This is a genomic window from Peribacillus saganii (assembly GCF_003429095.1).
GTDB classification, from domain to species: Bacteria; Bacillota; Bacilli; order Bacillales; family DSM-1321; genus Peribacillus; species Peribacillus saganii.
Genome location: NZ_QVTE01000048.1, coordinates 1 through 22,688, shown reverse-complemented (window position 1 = coordinate 22,688; position 22,688 = coordinate 1). Strand labels below are relative to the sequence as shown.

Annotated in this window: 21 protein-coding genes and 1 tRNA gene; 21 read left to right on the top strand and 1 reads right to left on the bottom strand. The window is 41.7% G+C overall.

Annotated elements, in window-relative coordinates; translation table 11 throughout:
* Positions 1-24 precede the first annotated feature (24 nt).
* Both D0469_RS16495 and D0469_RS16490 read left to right on the top strand, forming a co-directional pair.
* Positions 25-387, top strand: coding sequence for an FtsB family cell division protein (locus D0469_RS16495; protein WP_325048968.1), 363 nt, complete (start codon positions 25-27; stop codon positions 385-387).
* Between the two features lie 80 nt (positions 388-467).
* Positions 468-929, top strand: a complete 462-nt coding sequence (locus tag D0469_RS16490) for a S1 domain-containing RNA-binding protein (RefSeq protein WP_117327821.1) — start codon at positions 468-470, stop codon at positions 927-929.
* Positions 930-1,364: 435 nt separating this feature from the next.
* On the opposite strand, the gene D0469_RS16485 is transcribed toward D0469_RS16490, so the two are convergent.
* A tRNA-Met gene (locus D0469_RS16485) sits at positions 1,365-1,438 on the bottom strand.
* Between the two features lie 375 nt (positions 1,439-1,813).
* On the opposite strand from D0469_RS16485, the gene spoIIE reads away from it, so the two are divergent.
* The 19 genes from spoIIE (at position 1,814) to lysS (ending at position 22,359) form a co-directional block, all read left to right on the top strand.
* Entirely contained in the window at positions 1,814-4,288 is a 2,475-nt protein-coding gene (gene spoIIE, locus D0469_RS16480) for a stage II sporulation protein E (RefSeq protein ID WP_117327820.1), read from the top strand.
* Positions 4,289-4,365: 77 nt separating this feature from the next.
* Positions 4,366-5,130, top strand: coding sequence for a VWA domain-containing protein (locus D0469_RS16475; protein WP_267897319.1), 765 nt, complete (start codon positions 4,366-4,368; stop codon positions 5,128-5,130).
* Positions 5,099-6,097: a protein kinase domain-containing protein gene (locus tag D0469_RS16470; protein ID WP_117327818.1), complete on the top strand. Its 999-nt coding sequence runs from the start codon at positions 5,099-5,101 to the stop codon at positions 6,095-6,097. Before D0469_RS16475 ends, D0469_RS16470 begins: the two co-directional genes overlap by 32 nt.
* Before the next feature lie 98 nt (positions 6,098-6,195).
* Positions 6,196-7,587, top strand: coding sequence for a tRNA lysidine(34) synthetase TilS (gene tilS / locus D0469_RS16465; protein ID WP_233523096.1), 1,392 nt, complete (start codon positions 6,196-6,198; stop codon positions 7,585-7,587).
* A gap of 30 nt (positions 7,588-7,617) precedes the next feature.
* Entirely contained in the window at positions 7,618-8,157 is a 540-nt protein-coding gene (gene hpt, locus D0469_RS21750; RefSeq protein ID WP_233523097.1) for a hypoxanthine phosphoribosyltransferase, read from the top strand.
* A gap of 126 nt (positions 8,158-8,283) precedes the next feature.
* The gene (gene ftsH, locus D0469_RS16460) at positions 8,284-10,344 is read left to right on the top strand and encodes an ATP-dependent zinc metalloprotease FtsH (RefSeq protein WP_117327817.1); all 2,061 of its coding nucleotides are present in this window, start codon (positions 8,284-8,286) and stop codon (positions 10,342-10,344) included.
* A 500-nt stretch (positions 10,345-10,844) separates the two neighbouring features.
* Entirely contained in the window at positions 10,845-11,609 is a 765-nt protein-coding gene (locus tag D0469_RS16455) for a type III pantothenate kinase (RefSeq protein ID WP_117327855.1), read from the top strand.
* A 46-nt stretch (positions 11,610-11,655) separates the two neighbouring features.
* On the top strand, positions 11,656-12,534 hold the full coding sequence (gene hslO, locus D0469_RS16450; RefSeq protein ID WP_117327816.1) for an Hsp33 family molecular chaperone HslO: 879 nt from the start codon (positions 11,656-11,658) through the stop codon (positions 12,532-12,534).
* 12 nt (positions 12,535-12,546) lie between these two features.
* On the top strand, positions 12,547-13,443 hold the full coding sequence (locus D0469_RS16445; RefSeq protein ID WP_117327815.1) for a peptidyl-prolyl cis-trans isomerase: 897 nt from the start codon (positions 12,547-12,549) through the stop codon (positions 13,441-13,443).
* A gap of 109 nt (positions 13,444-13,552) precedes the next feature.
* Positions 13,553-14,479: a cysteine synthase A gene (cysK, locus tag D0469_RS16440; RefSeq protein ID WP_117327814.1), complete on the top strand. Its 927-nt coding sequence runs from the start codon at positions 13,553-13,555 to the stop codon at positions 14,477-14,479.
* 218 nt (positions 14,480-14,697) lie between these two features.
* Positions 14,698-16,128, top strand: coding sequence for an anthranilate synthase component I family protein (locus D0469_RS16435; RefSeq protein ID WP_117327813.1), 1,431 nt, complete (start codon positions 14,698-14,700; stop codon positions 16,126-16,128).
* Positions 16,125-16,724, top strand: coding sequence for an aminodeoxychorismate/anthranilate synthase component II (pabA, locus tag D0469_RS16430; RefSeq protein WP_117327812.1), 600 nt, complete (start codon positions 16,125-16,127; stop codon positions 16,722-16,724). The genes D0469_RS16435 and pabA overlap by 4 nt, the downstream gene beginning before the upstream one ends.
* 30 nt (positions 16,725-16,754) lie before the next feature.
* Positions 16,755-17,636, top strand: a complete 882-nt coding sequence (pabC, locus tag D0469_RS16425) for an aminodeoxychorismate lyase (RefSeq protein WP_117327811.1) — start codon at positions 16,755-16,757, stop codon at positions 17,634-17,636.
* Entirely contained in the window at positions 17,633-18,472 is an 840-nt protein-coding gene (gene folP / locus D0469_RS16420) for a dihydropteroate synthase (RefSeq protein ID WP_117327810.1), read from the top strand. The genes pabC and folP overlap by 4 nt, the downstream gene beginning before the upstream one ends.
* The gene (gene folB, locus D0469_RS16415) at positions 18,465-18,824 is read left to right on the top strand and encodes a dihydroneopterin aldolase (protein ID WP_117327809.1); all 360 of its coding nucleotides are present in this window, start codon (positions 18,465-18,467) and stop codon (positions 18,822-18,824) included. Before folP ends, folB begins: the two co-directional genes overlap by 8 nt.
* Position 18,825: 1 nt before the next feature.
* On the top strand, positions 18,826-19,356 hold the full coding sequence (folK, locus tag D0469_RS16410; RefSeq protein WP_117327808.1) for a 2-amino-4-hydroxy-6-hydroxymethyldihydropteridine diphosphokinase: 531 nt from the start codon (positions 18,826-18,828) through the stop codon (positions 19,354-19,356).
* Positions 19,308-19,520: a helix-turn-helix domain-containing protein gene (locus tag D0469_RS16405; protein ID WP_117327807.1), complete on the top strand. Its 213-nt coding sequence runs from the start codon at positions 19,308-19,310 to the stop codon at positions 19,518-19,520. The genes folK and D0469_RS16405 overlap by 49 nt, the downstream gene beginning before the upstream one ends.
* A 152-nt stretch (positions 19,521-19,672) precedes the next feature.
* Entirely contained in the window at positions 19,673-20,671 is a 999-nt protein-coding gene (gene dusB, locus D0469_RS16400; protein WP_117327806.1) for a tRNA dihydrouridine synthase DusB, read from the top strand.
* A gap of 206 nt (positions 20,672-20,877) precedes the next feature.
* Positions 20,878-22,359 (top strand): lysine--tRNA ligase, encoded by a 1,482-nt coding sequence (gene lysS, locus D0469_RS16395; RefSeq protein WP_117327805.1) that lies wholly within the window; start codon positions 20,878-20,880, stop codon positions 22,357-22,359.
* Positions 22,360-22,688: the final 329 nt, after the last annotated feature.

The following is a 22,688-nucleotide window of genomic DNA, read 5'->3' as shown; positions in this document are numbered from 1 at the left end:
TTGGGGAGCCTGAGGAAAAGAAATGTGGCAACAATTCAATCACCGTATGTAAAGCAGCATGAAAAGAAGGTTCAAACAGGTGAGAAGAAACGCCGCGGATTAATACGAAGGCTTACTCTTTATGCCGTTTTCGCTGTTGTGCTGTCTATTGCGTCAGCGTCAGCGTTAATTTCTCAAGCCGCCGTATTGGAAGAAAAGACTGCGGAAAAGAAAAATCTTCAGGAAAAACTGGATAAGCTGGAAAATAAAGAAGTTCTTCTTGAAGAAGAGATCGTAAAGCTTAATGACGATGATTATATCGCCAAAATCGCCCGCAAGGATTACTTCTTGTCAAATAAAGGTGAAGTTATATTTAATTTACCAAAAAAGGAAGAAGACAGTGACTAATATTGACACTGTTTTTTTCCATTCGTTATAATATAGAGTAGGTTTATTTTTTTAACATTTTAAGGAGGAACATTTTTTTTATGTCAATCGAAGTAGGCAGCAAGTTACAAGGTAAGGTAACAGGCATTACTAATTTTGGTGCGTTTGTAGAGTTGCCGGAAGGTTCAACAGGACTTGTCCATATAAGTGAAGTTGCTGATAACTATGTAAAAGATATCAACGATCATCTTAAAGTCGGAGACGCAGTAGAAGTAAAAGTTATTAATGTTGAAAAGGACGGTAAAATCGGGCTTTCCATCAAAAAAGCAAAGGACCGACCTGAAGGACAATCTTCTTATACACCACGCCCACGCCAAGGCCAAGGCCAAGGAAGAGGAAATGACAGCCGTAACAAAGATTTCCGTTCAAAAGGCAATTTTGCGCCAAAGGAAAATTTTGATCAAAAATTATCCCGTTTCCTAAAAGATAGCGAAGAGCGCTTATCCACCTTAAAGAGAAGCACCGAGACTAAACGAGGTGGAAGAGGAGGAAGACGCGGATAACTTGCTGCTGAATGTGCATGAATAATCTGCTTTCCGTTAAGTTTATAAATTGGAATTCTGAAGTTGAATCCACAGCCTTGTCGAATAGACAGGGCTTTTTATTTTGATTTAAATCTTCCCCTTGCCAGAATTGTTGCAGGGGATAGTGATGCTTACCAGTTCTTCCGGAAAGAAAAGCCCCTTGATTGTAGTTATCAAATGAGTAACTACAATCAAGGGGTTTTGTGAGAAAAGAAAGTATAACTATTTAAACTATAACAATTTATAGATGTCTAGCTCCAGCGCCCAGCCCTTCGAGTCTTATGCTTGCCCGTACCTGCACAGGACAAGGAACGCTACGGCAGCATTACATCGCACGAAACAAAGCGGCAGCTTTGTGAGGATGTGCTGGCATCGACGTTCCTTGGTGGTAAGAGCGCTTACGCTTTTCTTTAATAGCGGCGGAGGGGATCGAACCCCCGACCTCACGGGTATGAACCGTACGCTCTAGCCAGCTGAGCTACGCCGCCAAATATTGCTTTTAAAAAGCACAATATTAATCTTACATAGAGTAGGGGTAGATGTCAATATATAACAAAAAATGCAGTGGCTATGACACGTTCATCCCTTTTTTCTTCTTTATTCCTGGTTAGTCTGTATCCGGTTGATTGCATAATAGAATACAAAAATTCTGCTCTCATTAGCTAAAAAAAGATAATTTCTTATCTTTAAATCATAAAATAAGGACTAATTCTTTCATTTGAGGCTGAAAACTTGTATGGATTTGAATGATGAGGTAGAAACAAGTCGAATAATTATTTTTTGTTATCACATAATTCTGACAAAAAAAATTATTCACCCATCCTATAATGAAAAGAACAAATTGGTATGGGGAGTGTTTCGATATGGAAAAGGCTGAACGGAATCTGATAGAACCTCTTACGGAAGTACATCTTAATGATGCAAAGCTCGATGCGACAAAGTGGATTTCTAACATACAAGTAAAAATGGAGGATATTCTCTGGCGACGCGGGCTTGTTTTGGCTTTGGTGGGGTTTTTATTAGGACGAGCCCTTATTCTTTCGCAGCTGGCTCCTTTTGGCTTACCGTTTTTTGCAGCGGTTTATTTTATCCGCAGGGATCGCGCACCAATCGTTTTAATAGGTCTGGTTGCCGGCGGGTTAACCGTCCAGATCTCCAATGGTGTTGTCTTGTTTGCGGCATGCTTTTTGCTTATGCTGCTCCATAAAATTAAAAGCCCAGGCAGAGAGGACCGATTTAAAACAATGTCCATCTATGTTTTTACTGCTCTCTGGCTTGTAAACATGGCTGAGCATTATATCCTTCATAGGAACCTTCAGCTTTATGACGGCATGATGATGACGGTTGAAGCAGGGCTGGCAATGATATTAACATTAATATTTATTCAGTGCATCCCGCTTCTGGCGGTAAGAATGAAGACTCAATCATTAAAAACAGAAGAGGTTGTCAGCATTATAATCCTGCTTGCATCGGTTATGACGGGAACCATCGGCTGGACGATATATGATTTGTCGATAGAGCATGTTTTATCCCGGTATCTGGTTTTAGTATTTGCAATGGCTGGAGGAGCAGCCATCGGTTCTACTGTAGGAGTGGTTACCGGACTAATCTTCAGTCTAGCCAGTATTACAAGTCTATACCAGATGAGCCTTCTTGCTTTCTCAGGTCTTTTGGGAGGCCTGTTAAAGGATGGACGAAAGATTGGAGTTGCTTTTGGACTAATTATCGCTACGTTATTGATCGGGCTATACGGTGAAGGCAGCAATAATATTATGATCACATTCTATGAATCCCTTGCCTCTGTCGCTCTTTTCATGCTTACTCCTGCTTCTATCATTGAAAAAGTCGCCAAACATATACCTGGGACAGTGGAATATGCTAATGAGCAGCAATTATATATGAGAAAGGTGCGTGATGTTACCGCGCAAAGAGTTGCTCAATTTTCAAATGTATTTGCAGCGCTTTCCGACAGCTTTTCACAAATAAATGATAATGGAAGGCATGAAGATGAGGAGAAAGAATTAGATTATTTCCTGAGCAATGTTACGGAAAAGACGTGTCAGCTTTGCTTTAAGAAAGAGCAGTGCTGGTCGAAAAACTTTAGTACAACTTATGATGATATGAGAGAAATTATGTATGAATTAAATGAAAATAACGGCCAGGTTTCCCGGAAGACAATGACGGAGTTTAATAAATATTGTACCAGGGGCCAAAAGGTTGTCGATGCCATATCCCAGGAACTTACCTTTTATCAGGCGAATCAAAAGCTGAAGCAGCAGGTAAAGGAAAGCCGAAAACTGGTTGCTGACCAACTGAAGGGTGTCTCGGCGGTAATGGATGATTTTGCAAAGGAAATCCAGCGAGAACGGCTGAATCATCATTATCAGGAAGAACAGATACTGGAAGCGATCCAGGATTTTGGACTTGATGTCAGCCACGTTGAAATCTACAGCCTTGAACAGGGCAATATTGATATAGAAATGAGCATTCCAAACTGCCAAGGAAGAGGGGAGAGTGAAAAGCTGATAGCCCCTATGCTATCTGATATTTTGTCGGAAAATATTATTGTTCATTTAGAGGAGTGTGCTGATTATCCAGGGGGGAATTGCCACGTGGTTTTCCGTTCAGCAAAGAAATATACAGTTGAAACAGGAGTTGCACATGCGGCGAAAGGGGGCGGATTGGTCTCAGGTGATAGCTTTACCACGATGGAAATTGGCTGGGGGAAATATGCAGTTGCTATTAGTGATGGGATGGGGAACGGTGAACGGGCTCACTTCGAAAGTACAGAAACCCTGCAGCTCCTTCAAAAATTTCTTATGTCAGGTATTGAGGAGAAAATTGCAATCAAGTCGGTGAATTCTGTATTATCACTTAGAACAACAGATGAGATATTTTCAACACTTGATTTGGCCATGATTGATCTGCAGGATGCCAAGGCGAAATTCTTAAAAATATGTTCAATCCCTAGCTTTATTAAACGGGGCGATAAAATTATAAAAATAGAGTCAAGTAACCTTCCGATGGGAATTATCCAGGAGTTTGATGTGGATGTAGTTTCCGAACAGTTAAAGGCAGGTGATTTGCTGGTCTTAATGAGTGATGGGATTTTTGAGGCTCCGAAGCATGTTGAGAACTTTGAGTTTTGGATGAAGCGTAAATTGCGGGAAATTAAGACAGATGATCCTCAGGAGGTGGCGGATTTAATCCTTGAAGAGGTCATTAGGACAAGAGGAGATATTGATGATGATATGACAATCGTAACGGCGAAAATTTCTCACAACACTCCTAAATGGGCAACAATTCCGGTACGATCACTTAAGAAAAGAGCTCAGTAAAAACTATTATCCTTGTAGTCCAGAAGGGATAAAAAAGCCAAATTTAAGTATAAAAACCCTTTCCCTCGGCGAAGCTGATAGCAGAATATTATGGAAGGGGAATTGGTATGAGACCTGGTACTTTACGACAAATTCTGCTTATCACGGACGGATGCTCCAATCAGGGACAAGATCCGGCAGCGATGGCTGCACTGGCAAGGGAGCAAGGAATAACAGTAAATGTTATTGGAGTTATGGAGGAAGATGTAATAGACGATCAGGGACTGAAGGAAATTGAGGCAATTGCTATATCTGGAGGCGGTGTCAGCCAGGTGGTGTATTCAACTCAACTTTCCCAGACTGTTCAAATGGTTACAAGAAAAGCCATGACCCAAACGATTCAGGGTGTCGTTAATAAAGAACTGCAGCAAATCTTAGGAAGCTCTAAATCTATGGAAGATCTTCCGCCCGATAAACGGGGTGAAGTGATGGAGGTCGTTGATGACCTTGGGGAAACTAGCAAATTAGAGGTGCTTGTCCTTGTTGACACCAGTGCAAGCATGAAGCATAAGCTTCCGACCGTTAAAGATTCATTGCTTGACCTATCGCTAAGTTTAAATGCAAGAATGGGTGATAATCAATTTTCCGTTTTTGTATTTCCTGGGAAAAAGAATGATGTCGAAAAATTGCTGGATTGGACCCCAAAGCTAGAATCCTTAACAAAGATATTCCCTAAATTGACCACAGGAGGTATCACACCAACCGGACCTGCCATTCAGGAAGCATTATCCTACTTTAATAAAAATCGTTCACTAAGGGGCTTGTTGTCACATGATGAACAATACTTTGAGGAATCAATGTAACGTCCCTCCAGGAAGCGTAATAACAGGAAAATGGAATGGAAACAGATATCGGGTTCTCAAAGAATTAGGATTTGGGGCCAATGGGATTGTCTATCTGGCAGAACTGAATGGCCAATTTGCTGCTCTTAAGCTTAGCAATAATGGTATGTCAATCACCTCTGAGATGAACATCTTAAAAGCCTTCTCCAAGGTCCAGGGGTCCGCCCTCGGGCCTTCTTTGCTGGAAGCAGATGATTGGGAAAAATCAGGCATCATCCTTCCTTTTTATGTAATGGAGTATATAAAAGGAGATAGTTTCTTAGAATTCATAAAAGCAAAAGGTCCATCCTGGACAGGTGTATTAATGCTTCAGCTGCTGACCAGCCTTGAGGTCTTGCATGATCAAGGCTGGGTGTTTGGGGACCTAAAGCCGGAGAACCTGATCGTGACCACACCTGCCTATAAAGTGCGCTGCATTGATGTAGGCGGAACAACAAAGCAGGGGAGATCCATCAAAGAATTTACAGAGTTTTTTGACAGGGGTTATTGGGGACTTGGGTCAAGAAAAGCTGATCAGCAATATGACTTGTTCGCGGCAGCGTTGGTGATGATCAATGCTTCCTATCCAAAAAGATTCCAGAAAAAAGGTGACGGGCAAAAGCAGATAATGGAAGCAGTGAATGTAAAGGCTGAATTGCGCCCATACAAGAACGTTATCGAAAAGGCAATCACAGGACGATATCAAAATGCGAATCAGATGAGACAGGATATTATGGGAGTGTTAAGCAGAAGAAGTAATGGAACAGTTTCTTCGACAAGGCAAACAAATAAGGGTTATACTAAACAAAAAAGGCAAACTTTAAAAAATATGCAGCCTCAAACCAGGACTCAGGCTAAGAAAAAAAAGGGCGGATTTGCTGAAACATTTCTCCTGGTTATGATTGTTTCCCTGCTGTATGCTATCTATTTATATGGGCAGATAATGTAGAGAACTTTATACAAAACCGAAAAGTTTTTGAAACTTTTCACAGATTGAAACGTAGATAAAATAGATGCACAAGATCGAAAGTAAAAGGAAGGAAACAGATGTTAGAAAAAAAGGTCATGCGAAATATTGAACAGCATGGGCTGTTTCCGAAGGGTTCCCGTGTGCTTGCAGGTGTGTCGGGTGGCCCCGATTCATTGGCGCTCCTGCATTTCTTAAGTTCCTTGCGTAAAGAATTTAATCTTGAAATAGTGGTGGCCCATGTTGATCATATGTTCAGGGGTGATGAATCGTATGGGGATTATCTTTTTGTTAAAGACATCTGTGGGGATTGGAACATTACTTTTGAAGGAATAAGGATTAATGTTCAAGAATACATAGAACAAACGGGGGAAAGTCCACAGAAGGCTGCAAGGAACTTACGTTATGGCTTTTATCAGGATATGATGGATAAGCACCAAATTGGATTACTGGCGCTTGGGCACCATGGCGATGATCAAATTGAGACCATTCTGATGAGGCTGACTAGAGGCGCTGGAGGGACAGCCAGGGCGGGAATAGCCCAAAGAAGGCCCTTTGGCCCGGGAGAGATTGTAAGACCGTTTTTATGGTCCAGCAGGAGTGAAATTGAAGATTATATTGAAAGGCATCAATTAATCCCAAGGCTTGATCCCAGCAATGAAAAAGATATATATATTCGAAATCGTTTCCGAAAAATGGTTTTACCTTTCTTAAAAAGGGAAAACCCAAAAGTACACGAGCATTTTCAGCGGTTCAGCGAAGATCTAATTGAGGATGAAGCACTGTTAATGGAGATGGCTGAAACAAAAATGGCCGGAGTTTGGCTTAAACAAGGCAAAGATCGTTCAACAATAAGCCTGCCAATTCTCCTAGCGATGCCAAAACCTTTACAAAGAAGGGCGATTCAACTAATATTAAAATATCTTTACAATATGCAACCTTCTTCGCTTTCAGCAATACATATCGAACAGCTTTTAGCTTTGTTTTTGAATCCTCATCCATCTGCCGAGCTGCATCTGCCGGAAGGGCTAATTGCGGAAAAATCGTACAATACTTGCACCTTTCAATATTCCAAAACTGAATCCGAACACTATTCCTGCATATTACAAATTCCTGGGGAGATCTATCTTTCGAATGGAAACAGAATAAAGGCGCAATATATAGAAGAATTCCCGCCGAGTAATGGGAATAATACTTTTATAGTCAAGGAAAGTGATGTGTCTCTTCCTCTGGTTGTGAGAAGCCGGAAAAATGGGGACAGGATGAATATAAAGGGCATAGACGGCACAAAAAAGCTGAAAGATATCTTTATTAATGAAAAGATACCATTGCCAGAGCGGGACGCCTGGCCTGTAGTGACTGATAGTAAGGGAGAGATTCTCTGGCTGCCGGGATTGAAAAAAACAGGCAAAGAAGTGGCCGATATGGGTTCAGAACAGTTTTTAATATATTTACAATATAAAAAAGGATAGATCTTCTAGGGGGCAACAAATACAATGACCATGCAAAATGACATTGAGAAGGTTTTAATTTCGGAAGAAGAGATTAAAGAAAAGATTAGGGAGCTGGCAGAACAGCTGACAAAGGAATATCAAGACCGATTTCCACTAGCCGTTGGAGTCCTGAAAGGTGCGATGCCATTCATGGCAGACCTGCTTAAGCATGTAGATGCCTATCTTGAAATGGACTTTATGGATGTATCCAGCTATGGAAATTCTACAGTATCCTCCGGTGAGGTTAAAATTATTAAAGACCTGGACACCTCTGTAGAGGGCCGGGATATTTTAATTATTGAGGATATAATCGACAGTGGCTTGACTTTAAGCTACCTTGTGGAGCTTTTCCGCTACCGGAAAGCAAAGTCGATCAAAATTGTTACACTTTTGGATAAGCCAACTGGAAGGAAAGCTGATATTAAAGCCGATTATGCAGGATTTATCGTACCCGATGAGTTTGTTGTCGGTTATGGCCTGGACTATTCAGAGAAATACCGTAACCTTCCCTATATTGGTGTGCTTAAGCCGCAAGTATATCAAAAGTAATTAAGAAGGATTACCGAGGAAACTACTTTTGGACCTAGGTTAGAATTTCGGTGTTTAATAATTGTATTCACCCAAAATAATATGATAATATTTTAAATAGTTTGTTTACCTGGGAGGAGGTAAGGGATGAATCGGATTTTCCGTAATACTATATTTTATTTACTTATCTTTTTGGTCATCATTGGAATTGTCAGTATTTTCAATAACAATAATGAACCTGCTGAGAATATAACCCAGGATCAATTCTTCAAGTATCTTGAGAATGGGGAAGTTGTAACTTTATCGATGCAGCCTGAACGCTTTGTTTATGAAGTGAAAGGGCAGCTGAAAAATGCGGAGAAAGATAAATTTTTCTTAACTTATGTAACAAACAGCAACAATGCTGTTGAACGCATTGATGAAGCGACAGCTGAAAACAACGTAAAAGTAGAAGTGCTGCCAGCTAAAGAAACAAGCGGCTGGGTAACATTCTTCACTTCAATCATCCCGTTTGTCATCATCTTTATTCTGTTTTTCTTCCTGCTGAACCAGGCGCAGGGCGGCGGAAGCAGAGTGATGAATTTTGGGAAAAGCAAGGCGAAGCTTTATAATGATGATAAGAAGAAAGTCCGTTTCAAGGATGTGGCCGGTGCGGATGAGGAGAAGCAGGAACTTGTAGAAGTTGTTGAATTCCTTAAGGATCCGCGTAAATTCGCAGAGCTTGGTGCTCGTATCCCTAAGGGAGTCCTGCTCGTTGGACCTCCGGGAACTGGTAAAACATTACTTGCCCGGGCAGTAGCTGGTGAAGCGGGAGTACCGTTTTTTTCCATAAGCGGATCTGATTTCGTTGAGATGTTTGTAGGGGTTGGTGCATCCCGTGTTCGTGATTTGTTTGAAAATGCAAAGAAAAATGCTCCATGTATTATTTTTATCGATGAGATTGACGCGGTTGGACGCCAGCGTGGCGCTGGTCTTGGCGGAGGCCATGACGAGCGTGAACAAACGCTTAACCAATTGCTTGTTGAAATGGATGGATTTGGTGCAAATGAAGGCATTATTATCGTTGCCGCTACCAATCGACCTGATATCCTGGATCCTGCGTTATTGCGTCCTGGCCGTTTCGACCGCCAGATTACGGTTGGCCGTCCAGATGTCAAAGGCCGTGAAGCCGTATTGCAGGTACATGCCCGTAACAAGCCTCTGGCTGACAGTGTAGATTTAAAAGCGATTGCAACACGTACACCGGGTTTCTCAGGTGCCGATCTTGAAAACCTTCTAAATGAAGCAGCGTTAGTTGCTGCCCGTCAGGATAAAAAGAAAATAGATATGTCTGATCTGGATGAAGCATCGGATCGTGTAATAGCAGGGCCTGCAAAGAAAAGCCGTGTAATATCCAAGAAAGAACGCAATATTGTTGCATTCCATGAAGCGGGCCATACTGTAATTGGGCTTGTGCTCGATGAAGCGGAAACAGTTCACAAAGTTACTATCGTTCCTCGTGGTCAGGCTGGAGGATACGCTGTGATGCTTCCTAAGGAAGACCGGTTCTTCATGACAAAGCCAGAGCTTTTAGACAAAATCGTCGGCCTTCTTGGCGGACGTGTGGCTGAAGAAGTTGTCTTTGGTGAAGCCAGCACGGGAGCCCATAACGATTTTCAGCGTGCTACAGGCATTGCCCGGAGAATGGTAACGGAGTTTGGTATGAGTGAAAAGCTTGGACCGCTTCAGTTCGGCCAATCACAGGGTCAGGTTTTCCTTGGCCGTGATTTCAATAATGAGCAAAACTATTCAGACGCAATCGCATATGAAATTGACTTAGAGATTCAGCGAATTATCAAAGAATGCTACGAGCGCGCTCATAAAATTCTTAATGAACACAGAGATAAGCTGGATATCATAGCAAAAACATTGCTTGAGGTTGAAACTCTTGATGCAGCCCAAATAAAGCATTTAGCCGATCATGGCACTTTGCCAGAGCGAGATTATAAAGCCTTGAATGGCAATATAGACAACGATGACGTGAAAGTTAACATTAATACAAAAAAAGAGGAAAAAGAGGCGTTATTGAAGCCTTTGGAAGAAAGAACTCCTGAATCATTAGAAGTTACTCGTGATGATTCTGCGGACCAAACTCCTCCAATTGCGGAAGGTCGCCCGCAAGATAAACCACTGTCGCTCCCGAATGAGGGTGACAAGAAAAACCTGTAATAGTACGATGAAAAGGCATTTCCAACGCGGAGATGCCTTTTTGTATGCAGGCTGGAAATAGCCTCAGTGCCAGTTATTTCTACCGGGAAAATCTTTCTTTAACTGACGTCTATCCTGTTTGTGCAACTTGCGGCTTACCATAAGAGTTATAAACATCTTCGAGCGTGCCGTTAAGATGGAGATATCCTAAAAATCATAACCCTCTAGCAGAGAGTTAGGATGAGGTAAAACCGAGCCCTTTCATAGTGAAAATGGCTATAGATATGGTATGATGTGGGGAGTGAATCCGGCTGTTGGGAACCAAAAATTTTCTTGCTCTTTAAAGTGGACAAAGATAGCTGTAATAATCCTAATTCTCCATATTTCTTTTTTAGTGGAAAGCTTTTCTTGCTCTAGCAATGCCGGTAAACTGCATCGTGAGCTCCAGTACCTTACTTTTTGTTGTAACAGGCTTTGCTAATCGGCTTGGTTATTATAAAATTTTCCGGAGTGGTGAAAAAATGATTTTTGTACTAGATGTCGGCAATACCAACACTGTTTTGGGTGTCTATGAGAATGATTCTTTAAAATATCATTGGCGGATAGAAACAAACGGGCATAAAACAGAAGACGAATATGGAATGGTCGTAAAATCACTTCTGGAACACGGAGGTTTATCGTTTGAGGATTTTGATGGAATCATTATTTCTTCAGTTGTTCCTCCAACTATGTTTGCTTTAGAGCGCATGTGCCAAAAGTATTTCGGAATTAAACCGCTAATTGTGGGACCGGGAATTAAAACCGGATTAAATATAAAGTATGAAAATCCAAGGGAGGTAGGGGCAGACCGGATAGTAAATGCAGTGGCTGGGATTCATGAGTATGGAAGCCCGCTTATTATTGTGGATTTTGGGACAGCCACTACGTATTGTTATATTAATGAGTACAAACAATACATGGGAGGGGCAATAGCTCCGGGAATTGGCATTTCTACGGAAGCGCTCTATACGAAAGCCTCCAAGCTTCCGCGAATTGAAATTGCCCGGCCCGATGATATCATCGGGAAAAATACCGTTGCTGCCATGCAAGCAGGGATCGTGTACGGATATGTCGGCCAAGTCGAGGGTATTGTGAAAAAGATGAAAGAACAAAGTGCACCTGAACCCACGGTAATAGCTACAGGCGGTCTGGCAGCATTGATATCAAAAGAATCGGATATCATTGATATTGTAGATCCATTTTTAACATTAAAAGGCTTACAGCTAATATACAAACGAAATAAATAGGGTATACGCAAGGCAGCATGATTTATGTAAAGGGGCGGATACAAAAATGAATGATTATTTAATAAAAGCATTGGGATACAACGGACAAGTTCGTGCTTATGCCGTATCATCAACGGAAACTGTGGGAGAGGCTCAGCGCCGTCATTATACTTGGCCGACAGCATCGGCTGCATTGGGCCGTTCCTTATCAGCGGGTTTAATGTTGGGTGCCATGTTAAAGGGCGAAGATAAGCTAACGATAAAGATCGATGGCGGAGGGCCGATTGGTGCCATTCTTATCGACAGCAATGCAAAGGGTGAAGTACGAGGTTATGTAACCCATCCGCAAACTCATTTTGACCTAAACGAACATGGGAAGTTGGATGTTAGAAGAGCAGTTGGAACAGATGGTATGCTTTCCGTTGTGAAGGATTTAGGAATGCGAGACCATTTTACAGGACAGGTTCCAATTGTGTCCGGTGAACTGGGTGATGATTTCACTTATTATTTGGTTACCTCAGAGCAGACGCCATCTTCAGTTGGAGTTGGTGTGTTGGTCAACCCGGATAATTCCATTCTAGCTGCTGGGGGGTTCATTATCCAGTTGCTACCTGGCGCAGAGGAAAGCACCATCTCGGAAATTGAGCAGCGATTACAAACGATTCCGCCCATATCCCAAATGATTCAGCAAGGATTGACACCGGAACAAGTTCTTGAACAGGTGCTTGGAGAGAATAATGTGCAAATCCTAGACAAAATGCCAGTACAATTTAAATGCCAATGCTCAAGGGAACGGATTGAGAATGCATTAGTCAGTTTAGGGAAAGAAGAAATTGAGGATATTATCGAAACAGAAGGAAAAGCTGAGGCTCAATGCCATTTCTGTAATGAAAAATACCAATTCAATAAAGAAGAGCTTGAGGAATTAAAGGAAGCAGCGAAATAACGGGGGAAAAGAATGTTATCTCGAAAAAGGCTTTGGTTAATTATTGCTGGCCTCATATTTTTGAATATCGGGACATTAATCTTTTTTGTTGGAAAGTGGCAGACTGCAGCCTCTTTTGGCAGTGACGAGCCGGCGGCAGTGGTTGATAGAGAAGAAATTTCACGAGAAAAATGGATGGCTGAGCTCGAAGATCGGTACGGGAAAGAAGTACTGGAAGAAATGATTAATGAAGAAGTCGTTTTTCAGGCAGCAAAGAAATATAAAATTTCGGTGTCTGATGAAGAAGTAGATCGTGCAGCAAAAATTATGAAAATAACGTATGCTGCCCAGGAATTGAGAAAAACGGAAAATGAAGAACAATTACGGCGGCAGGCTGAATCTAGTCTGCTGTTTGAAGAGCTTTTAACAAAAGATGTAACCATTCCGGAAAAGCAGTTAAAAAAATATTATGAAGAAAACCCAAGCCACTTTGAAATTCCGACTTCCTTTCGCTTATCTCAGATTGTTGTGAAGAAGAGGGAACAAGCATTGCAAATTAGTGAAGAATTAGAAAATGGATCTACTTTCGCTGTTTTAGCAATGGAAAAATCGACCGATGAATTCACTGCCAGCCAGGGAGGCCACCTTGGGTACATTTCAAGGGGAAGTGATCGGCTGCCCGATAAATATCTGGCCGAGGCGGAAGCATTAAAACCAAAAGAGTGGAGCAAGCCTTTCAAGACAGATGAAGGGTGGGTCATCATCAAGCTCCATGAACGGATTAAGGGGCAGTCCTATGGCTTTAAGCAGGTAAAAGATCAAATTCGGCGGCAAATTGCTTTAGAACAAATGAAAGACCGTGTTTCCGTGAACGTTTTCTGGGATGAAATGAAGGTTGAATGGTTTTATGATGGAGATAACAGCATATAAATGGGAAGAAAAAAACTGAATTATAGGAATAAATAATTGACTTTTTCTCTATCTCGCGATAAATTGTTTATAAAACCAATAAAAATAGTCGGTATTAGGAGTGATTGAAATGTCTCGCGTAGCTAATTCAGTAATTGAGTTAATCGGACAAACGCCTATTGTTAAGCTAAATCGCCTTTCAGACGAGAATAGCGCTGATGTGTATTTAAAATTAGAATACATGAATCCTGGAAGCAGCGTTAAGGACCGGATCGCTATGGCGATGGTAGAAGCTGCAGAAAAAAGCGGTAAGCTTAAGGAAGGCGACACTATCATCGAACCAACAAGCGGTAACACTGGAATTGGCCTCGCAATGGTAGCAGCTGCAAAGGGTTATCGGGCTATTCTAGTAATGCCTGAAACTATGAGCATGGAGCGCCGCAATTTGCTTAGAGCATATGGAGCTGAACTTGTTTTAACACCAGGGCCTGAGGGTATGGGCGGTGCTATCCGCAAAGCGGAAGAATTGGCAAATGAAAATGGCTATTTTATGCCACAGCAATTCAAAAACGAAGCAAACCCTGAGATTCACCGCAACACCACTGGGAAAGAAATTGCTGAACAAATGGATCAACTAGACGCGTTTGTTTCCGGTATTGGTACTGGAGGTACAATTACAGGTGCAGGCCAAGTACTTAAAGAGAAATTCCCTGAAATTAAAATCTTTGCGGTTGAGCCAACAGATTCACCTGTTCTTTCAGGCGGCAAGCCTGGTCCGCATAAAATCCAGGGTATTGGTGCCGGTTTTGTTCCAGACATTCTAGACACTGAATTATACGATGAAATCATTCAGGTTAAAAATGACGAAGCATTTGAATACGCTCGTAAAGCTGCTAAAGAGGAAGGAATCCTTGGTGGTATCTCATCAGGTGCAGCAATTTTTGCAGCCCTTCAAGTAGCGAAAAAGCTTGGAAAAGGCAAGAAGGTTCTAGCAATTATCCCGAGCAATGGGGAACGCTACCTCAGCACACCTTTATATCAATTTGATGAAGAATAATAAACAATGCAAAGTTTCCGAATGGGGACTTTGCATTTTTGTTTTTTTAGGAGGTTTCTGGAATTAGAGGTATATATGATTAGCGCAAGAGGGAAGGCGCAGGGTTCTTCTGCAGGAGTTTTGTTCTTTTCTTATAGAAATTTTTACTCGTAATTAGTAAACTCAAATTATCAAGAAAAATAGTGTAATAGAAAACCAGAATTGGGGGAATGACCGCTGTGGCACAACGACGATTATTCGCAAGGAAGATCCCATTTGCACCAATAGATTTATTTAATACATATAAAAGCCTATCTGCCAATTTGCCAAATCATATCCTGCTGGAAAGTGGGAGGGGAGGGCGATACAGCTTTATTGGGTTAAACCCGGCTGCCACTCTGGAAGGAAAAAATGGGGTCCTTCAGATTTTATATAGAGATGGAATGAAAGAAATTTTAGAGGGTGATCCGCTTTTATCCATGAAAAAGTGGATGGCAGCAAGGAAAATCGATAAGCAGGAGGGATATCCAGATTTTCAGGGGGGTGCCATCGGATTTCTCAGCTATGACTATATCCGTTATATTGAGGACATCCCCGCCATTAGTGAGGATGATTTGCAAACCCCGGATTTATATTTTTTAATCTTTGATGAGGCTGCAGTGTTCGACCACCAGGAGGAGGTTCTCTGGCTGATATATACGGGGGAAGATGAAGCAACAGCGGAAAAATCCCTTTTTGAAATGGAGGAGCAGTGGAAGCTGAAAGCTGATAAACTTGATAAAAATGAAACCAATACGGCTGCGTGGAAAACCGCTGAGAATCTTTCTGTGTCAATGGAGGCAGAACAATTCCAAAATGCAGCGGAACGTGTCCGAGACTATATTGCTCAGGGAGATGTGTTTCAGGTCAATTTATCAGTTAGGCAATCAAAGAAATTGTTTGTACCCGCAATGGAAGTGTATGAATGTTTAAGAGAAATAAACCCATCTCCATATATGGCTTATATTCAGACTCCGGGGTTTCAGGTTGTCAGCGGGTCTCCAGAACTTTTGATTAAGAAACAGGATAATCTGATAAGCACCCGTCCGATTGCTGGGACTAGGTCACGAGGGAAAACACGTGAAGAGGATGAAAGGCTTGCTAATGAGCTGATTCAGAATGAAAAAGAACGGGCGGAACATGTGATGCTCGTTGACTTGGAAAGAAATGATCTAGGGAAAGTAAGCAAATTTGGTTCTGTACAGGTAAATGAATTTATGACAATAGAAAAATACTCCCATGTTATGCATATCGTTTCAAATGTTCAAGGAGAACTGGAAGAGTCAGAGGATGCATACAGTGCCGTAAGGGCAGTTTTTCCCGGAGGTACAATAACTGGAGCCCCGAAGGTGAGAACGATGGAAATTATTGAGGAGTTAGAGCCTGTTAGAAGAGGCCTATATACGGGGTCAATTGGCTGGATCAGTGATTCTGGCGATATGGAATTAAACATCGTCATCAGGACGATGGTTGTCCAGGATGGAGTTGGCCATGTCCAAGCAGGCGCAGGCGTTGTCATTGATTCGAACCCGCGCTATGAATACAAGGAAGCCTTAAAAAAGGCTGCTGCGATGTGGAAGGCCAAAGAAGAAGCGGAGAGCAGACATGAAAACAAAGGGGTAACCTCATGATTGTAATGATCGATAACTATGACTCGTTTACATATAACCTTGTCCAGTATCTTGGGGAGTTAGGAGAAACCTTGCTGGTGAAGCGCAATGATAAAATAACTATTACAGAATTGGAAGCACTAAACCCTCAATTTTTAATGGTTTCCCCTGGACCATGCACACCTGATGAAGCAGGTATAAGCCTGGAGGCTATCGAACACTTTGCGGGGAGGGTGCCGATATTTGGTGTGTGCCTTGGCCATCAGGCAATCGGGCAGGTATTTGGCGGTGATGTTGTAAGAGCTGAGCGGCTAATGCATGGAAAGACTTCGCCGATTTTCCATGACGGACAAACCATTTTTCAGAATATGCCAAATCCATTCCAGGCAACGCGATATCATTCCTTGATTTTAAAAAAGGAAACCCTGCCAGAATTTTTTACTGTTTCCGCCTGGACGGAAGAGAATGAGATCATGGGCATTCGGCATAAAGAGCTCCCGATTGAAGGAGTCCAGTTTCATCCCGAATCAATTATGACCGAAAAGGGAAAACAGTTATTAGCAAATTTCCTGGAGGTTCATAAATCTTATACAGTAAAAGCATTGAAGCAAGACTGAACTTAAGATTGAAATGGGAGCACTAATACTATGTATATGTTTTGTAATGGAGCAATAATTAAGGAAAGTAAAGCTAGGATATCACCATTTGACCATGGCTTTTTATATGGGCTAGGCGTTTTTGAAACGTTCAGGCTGTATGATGGCCACCCTTTCCTTCTTGATGATCATCTTGACAGACTGAATGCCTCTCTTAAGGAATTAAATATAGACTCCAGTGTTAACAGGACGGAGATAACTAGGATTCTTGATAAGCTGATTTCGGCAAATAGGTATAATAATGCCCGGATCAGGCTGAATGTTTCTGCAGGTAATTCTCCGATGGGGCTCCAAACATCCCCTTTTCTAAACCCAAACATGCTTGTTTTTATGAGTCCGATTATTGTGCAGGATACTTTGCAGGAGAAAAAAGCAATTCTCTTAAAAACCCCCCGAAATACACCCGAAACTGGCATGCGTCTTAAATCTCACCACTTTTTAAATAATATTGCTGCCAAACGAGAAATCGCTGACCTCCCAGTAGGAGAGGGAATATTTTTAACGGAAAATGGCTTTATTGCTGAGGGAATAATATCCAATCTCTTCTGGGTAAAAGACAGCACAATTTTTACCCCTGATACGAGAACAGGGATTTTGAACGGAATAACCCGACAGTGGATAATTAAATATGCTGACCTGATTGGCCTTCGATGTGAGGAAGGGTTTTTTTCTCCGGCGGATCTGGCAAGAGCAGAAGAAGTATTCTATACGAATTCGGTACAGGAGATTGTCTCCATTTCTTCAATTGATTCAGTTGGCCAGTATAAGGGAAAAAACGGATCTGTAACCGTGAAGCTTTACCAAGGGTATCAGCGGGTTAAAAAACAAATTTGGAGCAGAAATGAACTCTGCGCCAATGAGGAGATTTTATGAAAAATAATACAGTCATTCAATTCAGAAATCATATATTAGACTATGGGAAAAAGACCCTTGTAATGGGTATTTTAAACGTTACCCCTGATTCCTTTTCTGATGGGGGCAGATACAACCGGATAGATGCTGCACTTGAGCATGCCCGTGAAATGATCAGGGAAGGTGCGGATATTATCGATATTGGCGGAGAGTCAACGCGTCCAGGTTTTGACGCAGTGACGCTGGAGGAGGAGTTGGATCGGGTCATTCCGGTCATAGAAAGAATCGCTGGTGAACTGGATGTGCCAATTTCAGTGGATACATATAAAGCGGAAGTTGCAAGACAGGCCATTAACGCCGGGGCTCATATCATTAACGATATATGGGGAGCCAAGGCTGATAGTGAAATGGCAAAAGTGGCAGCAGAACTTAAAGCTCCAATTATACTAATGCACAACAGAAGAGATATGGACTATCAGCATTTTATAAGGGATGTTTTCAATGATCTTTATGAGAGTATAACGATTTGCAAAAATGCTGGAGTAAAAGATGATAAGATTATTTTGGATCCAGGAATTGGCTTTGCAAAAGACCTTCAGTTGAATCTGGAAATGATGCGCAATCTTGATAAGCTTATAGCACTAGGCTATCCTGTCTTGCTCGGTACATCACGTAAATCATTGATTGGAAAAGTCCTGGACCTTCCACCTGAGGAAAGAATGGAAGGAACAGCAGCTACTGTTTGCTATGGAATTCAGCAAGGCTGCCAGATTGTCCGAATTCATGATGTAAAAGAAATGGCTCGGCTCACAAAGATGATGGACGTGCTAATGGGGAAGGAAGTCAATAATGGATAAGATCTATGTAAATGAGATGGAATTTTACGGATACCATGGTGTCTTTCCTGAAGAGAACCGGCTTGGGCAGCGTTTTCGGGTCAGTTTAGCAATCGAACTCGATCTTTCGCAGGCAGGAAAAACTGACGAACTCGAGTTTTCTGTCAATTACGGGGAGTTATATCAACTTACTAGGGAAATTGTTGAAGGGAAACCTTTCAAGCTTGTAGAGTCCATTGCTGAGAATATTGCGGCAAAAACGTTAGAGAAATTCCCGATTGTTGAATTTTGTACAGTTCAGGTAATGAAGCCGGATCCTCCTATACCGGGGCACTATAAATCGGTTGCCGTTGAGATAAGAAGGGGACGTTAAGGTGAAAAACATTGCATACATTTCCCTTGGCTCTAATATAGGGGATAGGGTTGATTTTTTAAGACGTGCTGTTAGCAGTCTTGAAAGTGACTCAGAAATAAAAGTTACGGCTATTTCCTCTCTGTATGAGACGGATCCGGTAGGTTATACAGAGCAAGATTGTTTTTTGAATGCTGTTGTAGAAATTAATACCAGCTATAAACCTGAAGATTTACTGGAAAGATGCCTGGAAATAGAGAGATTACTTGGAAGGAAAAGGGATTTACGCTGGGGTCCCAGGACAATAGACCTTGACATTTTGCTGTATAATCAAGAAAATATTGAATCAGAGACCCTTTTTGTGCCACACCCTCGGTTAGAAGAAAGAGCGTTTGTCATTATTCCTTTACTTGACTTAGTGGATCCGGGCTTTGTACTTCCAATGAGGGATCAACCGTTAATTGCAATTCTTGATCACATACAAGGTAAAGAAGGTGTTCGATTATGGAAGCGGAGAAATGGGGAAGACGTATACGCGCTTTTCGAAAGCTGAAGGGATTTACACAGGAAGGCTTTGCTAAGGAAATTGGGGTTTCAGTGTCTCTTCTTGGAGAAGTAGAAAGAGGGAACCGCGTGCCGACAGAAAACTTCTTAACAGAGGTTGCTGAAATGCTGGACGTGTCAATTGATGAACTTCGTCCGCCTGCAGAGAAATAAGAATGGTTATCAAACTTGGTAAACCTTACTTTTTTGAGCTAATGGGAAAGGTTTAAGTTTTTTCTTGTCTCAAGAAACGTGACTTGATATAATCCGTTGAGGGTTTAACCCTAACATTATATTTTTTAAGAAAAAGCAGAGGAGGACACACCATGTTAAAAATTGGCGATATCGAAATGAAAAATCCAGTAGTTCTGGCGCCAATGGCAGGGGTATGTAATTCTGCATTCCGTCTAACGGTTAAAGAATTTGGTGCAGGCCTGGTTTGCGCTGAGATGGTCAGCGACAAAGGCATTATTAATAAAAACGAAAAATCATTGAATATGCTTTATATAGATGAAAGAGAAAAACCGCTAAGCCTGCAAATTATGGGTGCCCAAAAGGAATCACTTGTAGAGGCTGCCAGCTTTGTGGATAAAAATACAAATGCGGATATCATTGATATAAATATGGGCTGTCCGGTTCCGAAAATCGTAAACTGTGATGCAGGAGCTAAATGGCTTCTTGATCCAGATAAGATTTATGAAATGGTGTCTGCTGTAGTTGATGCAGTAGACAAACCTGTTACTGTTAAAATGCGTATGGGGTGGGATGAAGATCACATTTATGCTGTGAGAAATGCCCAGGCTGTAGAACGTGCCGGCGGTGCAGCTGTCGCTCTTCATGGACGAACTCGCGTCCAAATGTATGAAGGAAAAGCGAATTGGGACATTATTCGTGAAGTGAAGAATTCAGTAAAAATCCCTGTTATCGGAAATGGTGATGTGGAAACTCCGCAGGATGCTGAAAGAATGCTGAGCGAAACGGGAGTAGACGGCGTAATGATTGGCCGCGCAGCACTTGGAAACCCATGGATGATTTACCGTACCGTGAAATACCTTGAAACAGGTGAATTGGTGGACGAACCAGGCGTGCGCGAAAAGATGGATGTCTGCATTCTTCATATGGACCGCTTGATCGCATTGAAAAATGAATACATCGCTGTCCGTGAAATGCGAAAGCATGCAGCTTGGTACCTAAAGGGTGTACGAGGCAATGCCAAAGCAAGAAAAGGCATTAACGAATGCAACACACGTAAGGACGTAGTAAAACTGCTGTACGGATTAGTTGAAGAAGTAGAAGCAAAAGAACAAAATATCCAAATGGTCTAACATTTGACATTAATGGCCTAGTTACCTATAATACGCTTAAATAAAAACTGCCAGTGATCCTGGCAGTTTTTATTTGGTGTAAATCGGATTTTTTTATGGGAAACACTGTTCGATTCTTTTACTTTGTGTAAAAATAATAAAAGATTGCAAAGTTCGGGTTTCGGACTGTCTATATAAAGCTCGAAAAAGATAATGGAGATGATTACATGAGTGAAGAATTAAATGACCAGCTCAGGGTAAGGCGCGACAAAATGCAAAGCATGCTCGACAATGGCCAAGACCCATTTGGACACCGCTTTGAGCGCACCCATCAGGCACAACAGCTTGCAGACGAATATGGGGAATTAACTAAAGAAGAAATCGAAGAAAAGAATCTAACAGTAACGGTTGCCGGCCGCGTCATGACAAAGCGGGGAAAAGGTAAAGCAGGATTTGCCCACATTCAGGATATCAGTGGACAGATTCAAATCTATGTACGGCAGGATGCTATCGGTGAAGAAAGCTATGCGATTTTCGACCAGACAGATCTGGGAGATTTAGTTGGTGTACGGGGAACACTTTTTAAAACAAAAGTGGGTGAACTATCAATCAAGGCAGAGAGCTTTATCTTTTTAACTAAAGCATTGCGTCCTTTACCTGATAAATTCCATGGCTTGAAGGATGTTGAAGAACGTTACCGCAAGCGTTATGTAGATTTAATTACTAATCAGGAAAGTAAAAATACTTTCATCATGCGAAGCAAGATTGTACAGGCTATCCGACGTTATCTCGATGGAAACGGATACTTAGAAGTAGAAACACCTATGATGCACTCTATTGCTGGAGGAGCAGCTGCCCGGCCGTTTGTTACACACCATAACGCTCTTGATATGGAACTCTTTATGCGTATTGCAATAGAGCTTCATTTGAAACGCTTAATAGTAGGCGGAATGGAAAAGGTATATGAAATCGGACGCGTATTCCGGAATGAAGGAGTGTCGACGAGGCACAATCCTGAATTTACAATGATTGAGCTGTATGAAGCGTATGCTGATTACAAAGACATCATGAGCTTGACGGAAAATCTGGTTGCTCATGTTGCGCAGGAAGTGCTTGGCGCAACTACTGTCACCTATGGCGAGTACGAAATCGACCTTAAGCCTGAATGGAAAAGGCTCCATATGGTGGATGCTGTAAAAGAATACACAGGTGTTGACTTCTGGAAGCAAATGACCAAGGAAGAGGCGCACGCTCTTGCTAAAGAACATGGTATAGAAGTAAAAGAGAGCATGGAATTCGGACATATTGTAAATGAGTTTTTTGAACAGGTTGTAGAAGAAAAATTAATTCAGCCTACTTTTATTTATGGACATCCAGTTGAAATCTCTCCGCTGGCAAAGAAAAATGAAGAAGATCCTCGCTTTACGGATCGTTTTGAGTTATTCATCGTTGCACGTGAACATGCCAATGCATTTACAGAGTTAAATGATCCAATTGACCAGCGTCAGAGATTCGAAGCTCAGCTCGTAGAAAAAGCTCAAGGTAATGATGAAGCTCATGAAATGGATGAAGACTTCATTGAAGCTCTTGAATATGGTATGCCTCCTACGGGGGGGCTCGGAATTGGAGTGGATCGTCTGGTTATGCTGTTAACCAACTCACCTTCTATCCGGGACGTACTTCTATTCCCTTTAATGCGCCATCGTTAATATCAGAAGTTAAAGCTGTATGTGGGGCAGAGGAAGCCTTTTGGGTTTCACCTGCTTCTCATGCGGCTGTTTTTATTCTGATAACAAGAAATAATAATGTTAATGTTATTCTAGTGGAATTTTTGCGGAACGCTATTGCAGTGAATTTTTATATGTGTTATATTAGTATTTGTCGCTGTAAGACAGATAAATGCTTTTGTTGAATATTGTTACGGGTTTTAAAAAAAGTGTTGACTCATCTTTTAAACGATGATAATATTAATAAGTCGCTGCGGCGATGTTCAAATTGCTCTTTGAAAACTGAACAAAACAAAGCGCCAACGTTTTAA

Coding starts and splice junctions, on each gene's coding strand:
- D0469_RS16470 (WP_117327818.1), top strand. CDS start 5,099: ATGATGAACAATACTTTGAGGAATCAATGTAACGTCCCTCCAGGAAGC.
- D0469_RS16405 (WP_117327807.1), top strand. CDS start 19,308: ATGGAAGCGGAGAAATGGGGAAGACGTATACGCGCTTTTCGAAAGCTG.
- hslO (WP_117327816.1), top strand. CDS start 11,656: ATGAATGATTATTTAATAAAAGCATTGGGATACAACGGACAAGTTCGT.
- ftsH (WP_117327817.1), top strand. CDS start 8,284: ATGAATCGGATTTTCCGTAATACTATATTTTATTTACTTATCTTTTTG.
- pabA (WP_117327812.1), top strand. CDS start 16,125: ATGATTGTAATGATCGATAACTATGACTCGTTTACATATAACCTTGTC.
- lysS (WP_117327805.1), top strand. CDS start 20,878: ATGAGTGAAGAATTAAATGACCAGCTCAGGGTAAGGCGCGACAAAATG.
- dusB (WP_117327806.1), top strand. CDS start 19,673: ATGTTAAAAATTGGCGATATCGAAATGAAAAATCCAGTAGTTCTGGCG.
- spoIIE (WP_117327820.1), top strand. CDS start 1,814: ATGGAAAAGGCTGAACGGAATCTGATAGAACCTCTTACGGAAGTACAT.
- D0469_RS16445 (WP_117327815.1), top strand. CDS start 12,547: ATGTTATCTCGAAAAAGGCTTTGGTTAATTATTGCTGGCCTCATATTT.
- folP (WP_117327810.1), top strand. CDS start 17,633: ATGAAAAATAATACAGTCATTCAATTCAGAAATCATATATTAGACTAT.
- hpt (WP_233523097.1), top strand. CDS start 7,618: ATGCAAAATGACATTGAGAAGGTTTTAATTTCGGAAGAAGAGATTAAA.
- tilS (WP_233523096.1), top strand. CDS start 6,196: ATGTTAGAAAAAAAGGTCATGCGAAATATTGAACAGCATGGGCTGTTT.
- pabC (WP_117327811.1), top strand. CDS start 16,755: ATGTATATGTTTTGTAATGGAGCAATAATTAAGGAAAGTAAAGCTAGG.
- D0469_RS16490 (WP_117327821.1), top strand. CDS start 468: ATGTCAATCGAAGTAGGCAGCAAGTTACAAGGTAAGGTAACAGGCATT.
- D0469_RS16455 (WP_117327855.1), top strand. CDS start 10,845: ATGATTTTTGTACTAGATGTCGGCAATACCAACACTGTTTTGGGTGTC.
- folB (WP_117327809.1), top strand. CDS start 18,465: ATGGATAAGATCTATGTAAATGAGATGGAATTTTACGGATACCATGGT.
- cysK (WP_117327814.1), top strand. CDS start 13,553: ATGTCTCGCGTAGCTAATTCAGTAATTGAGTTAATCGGACAAACGCCT.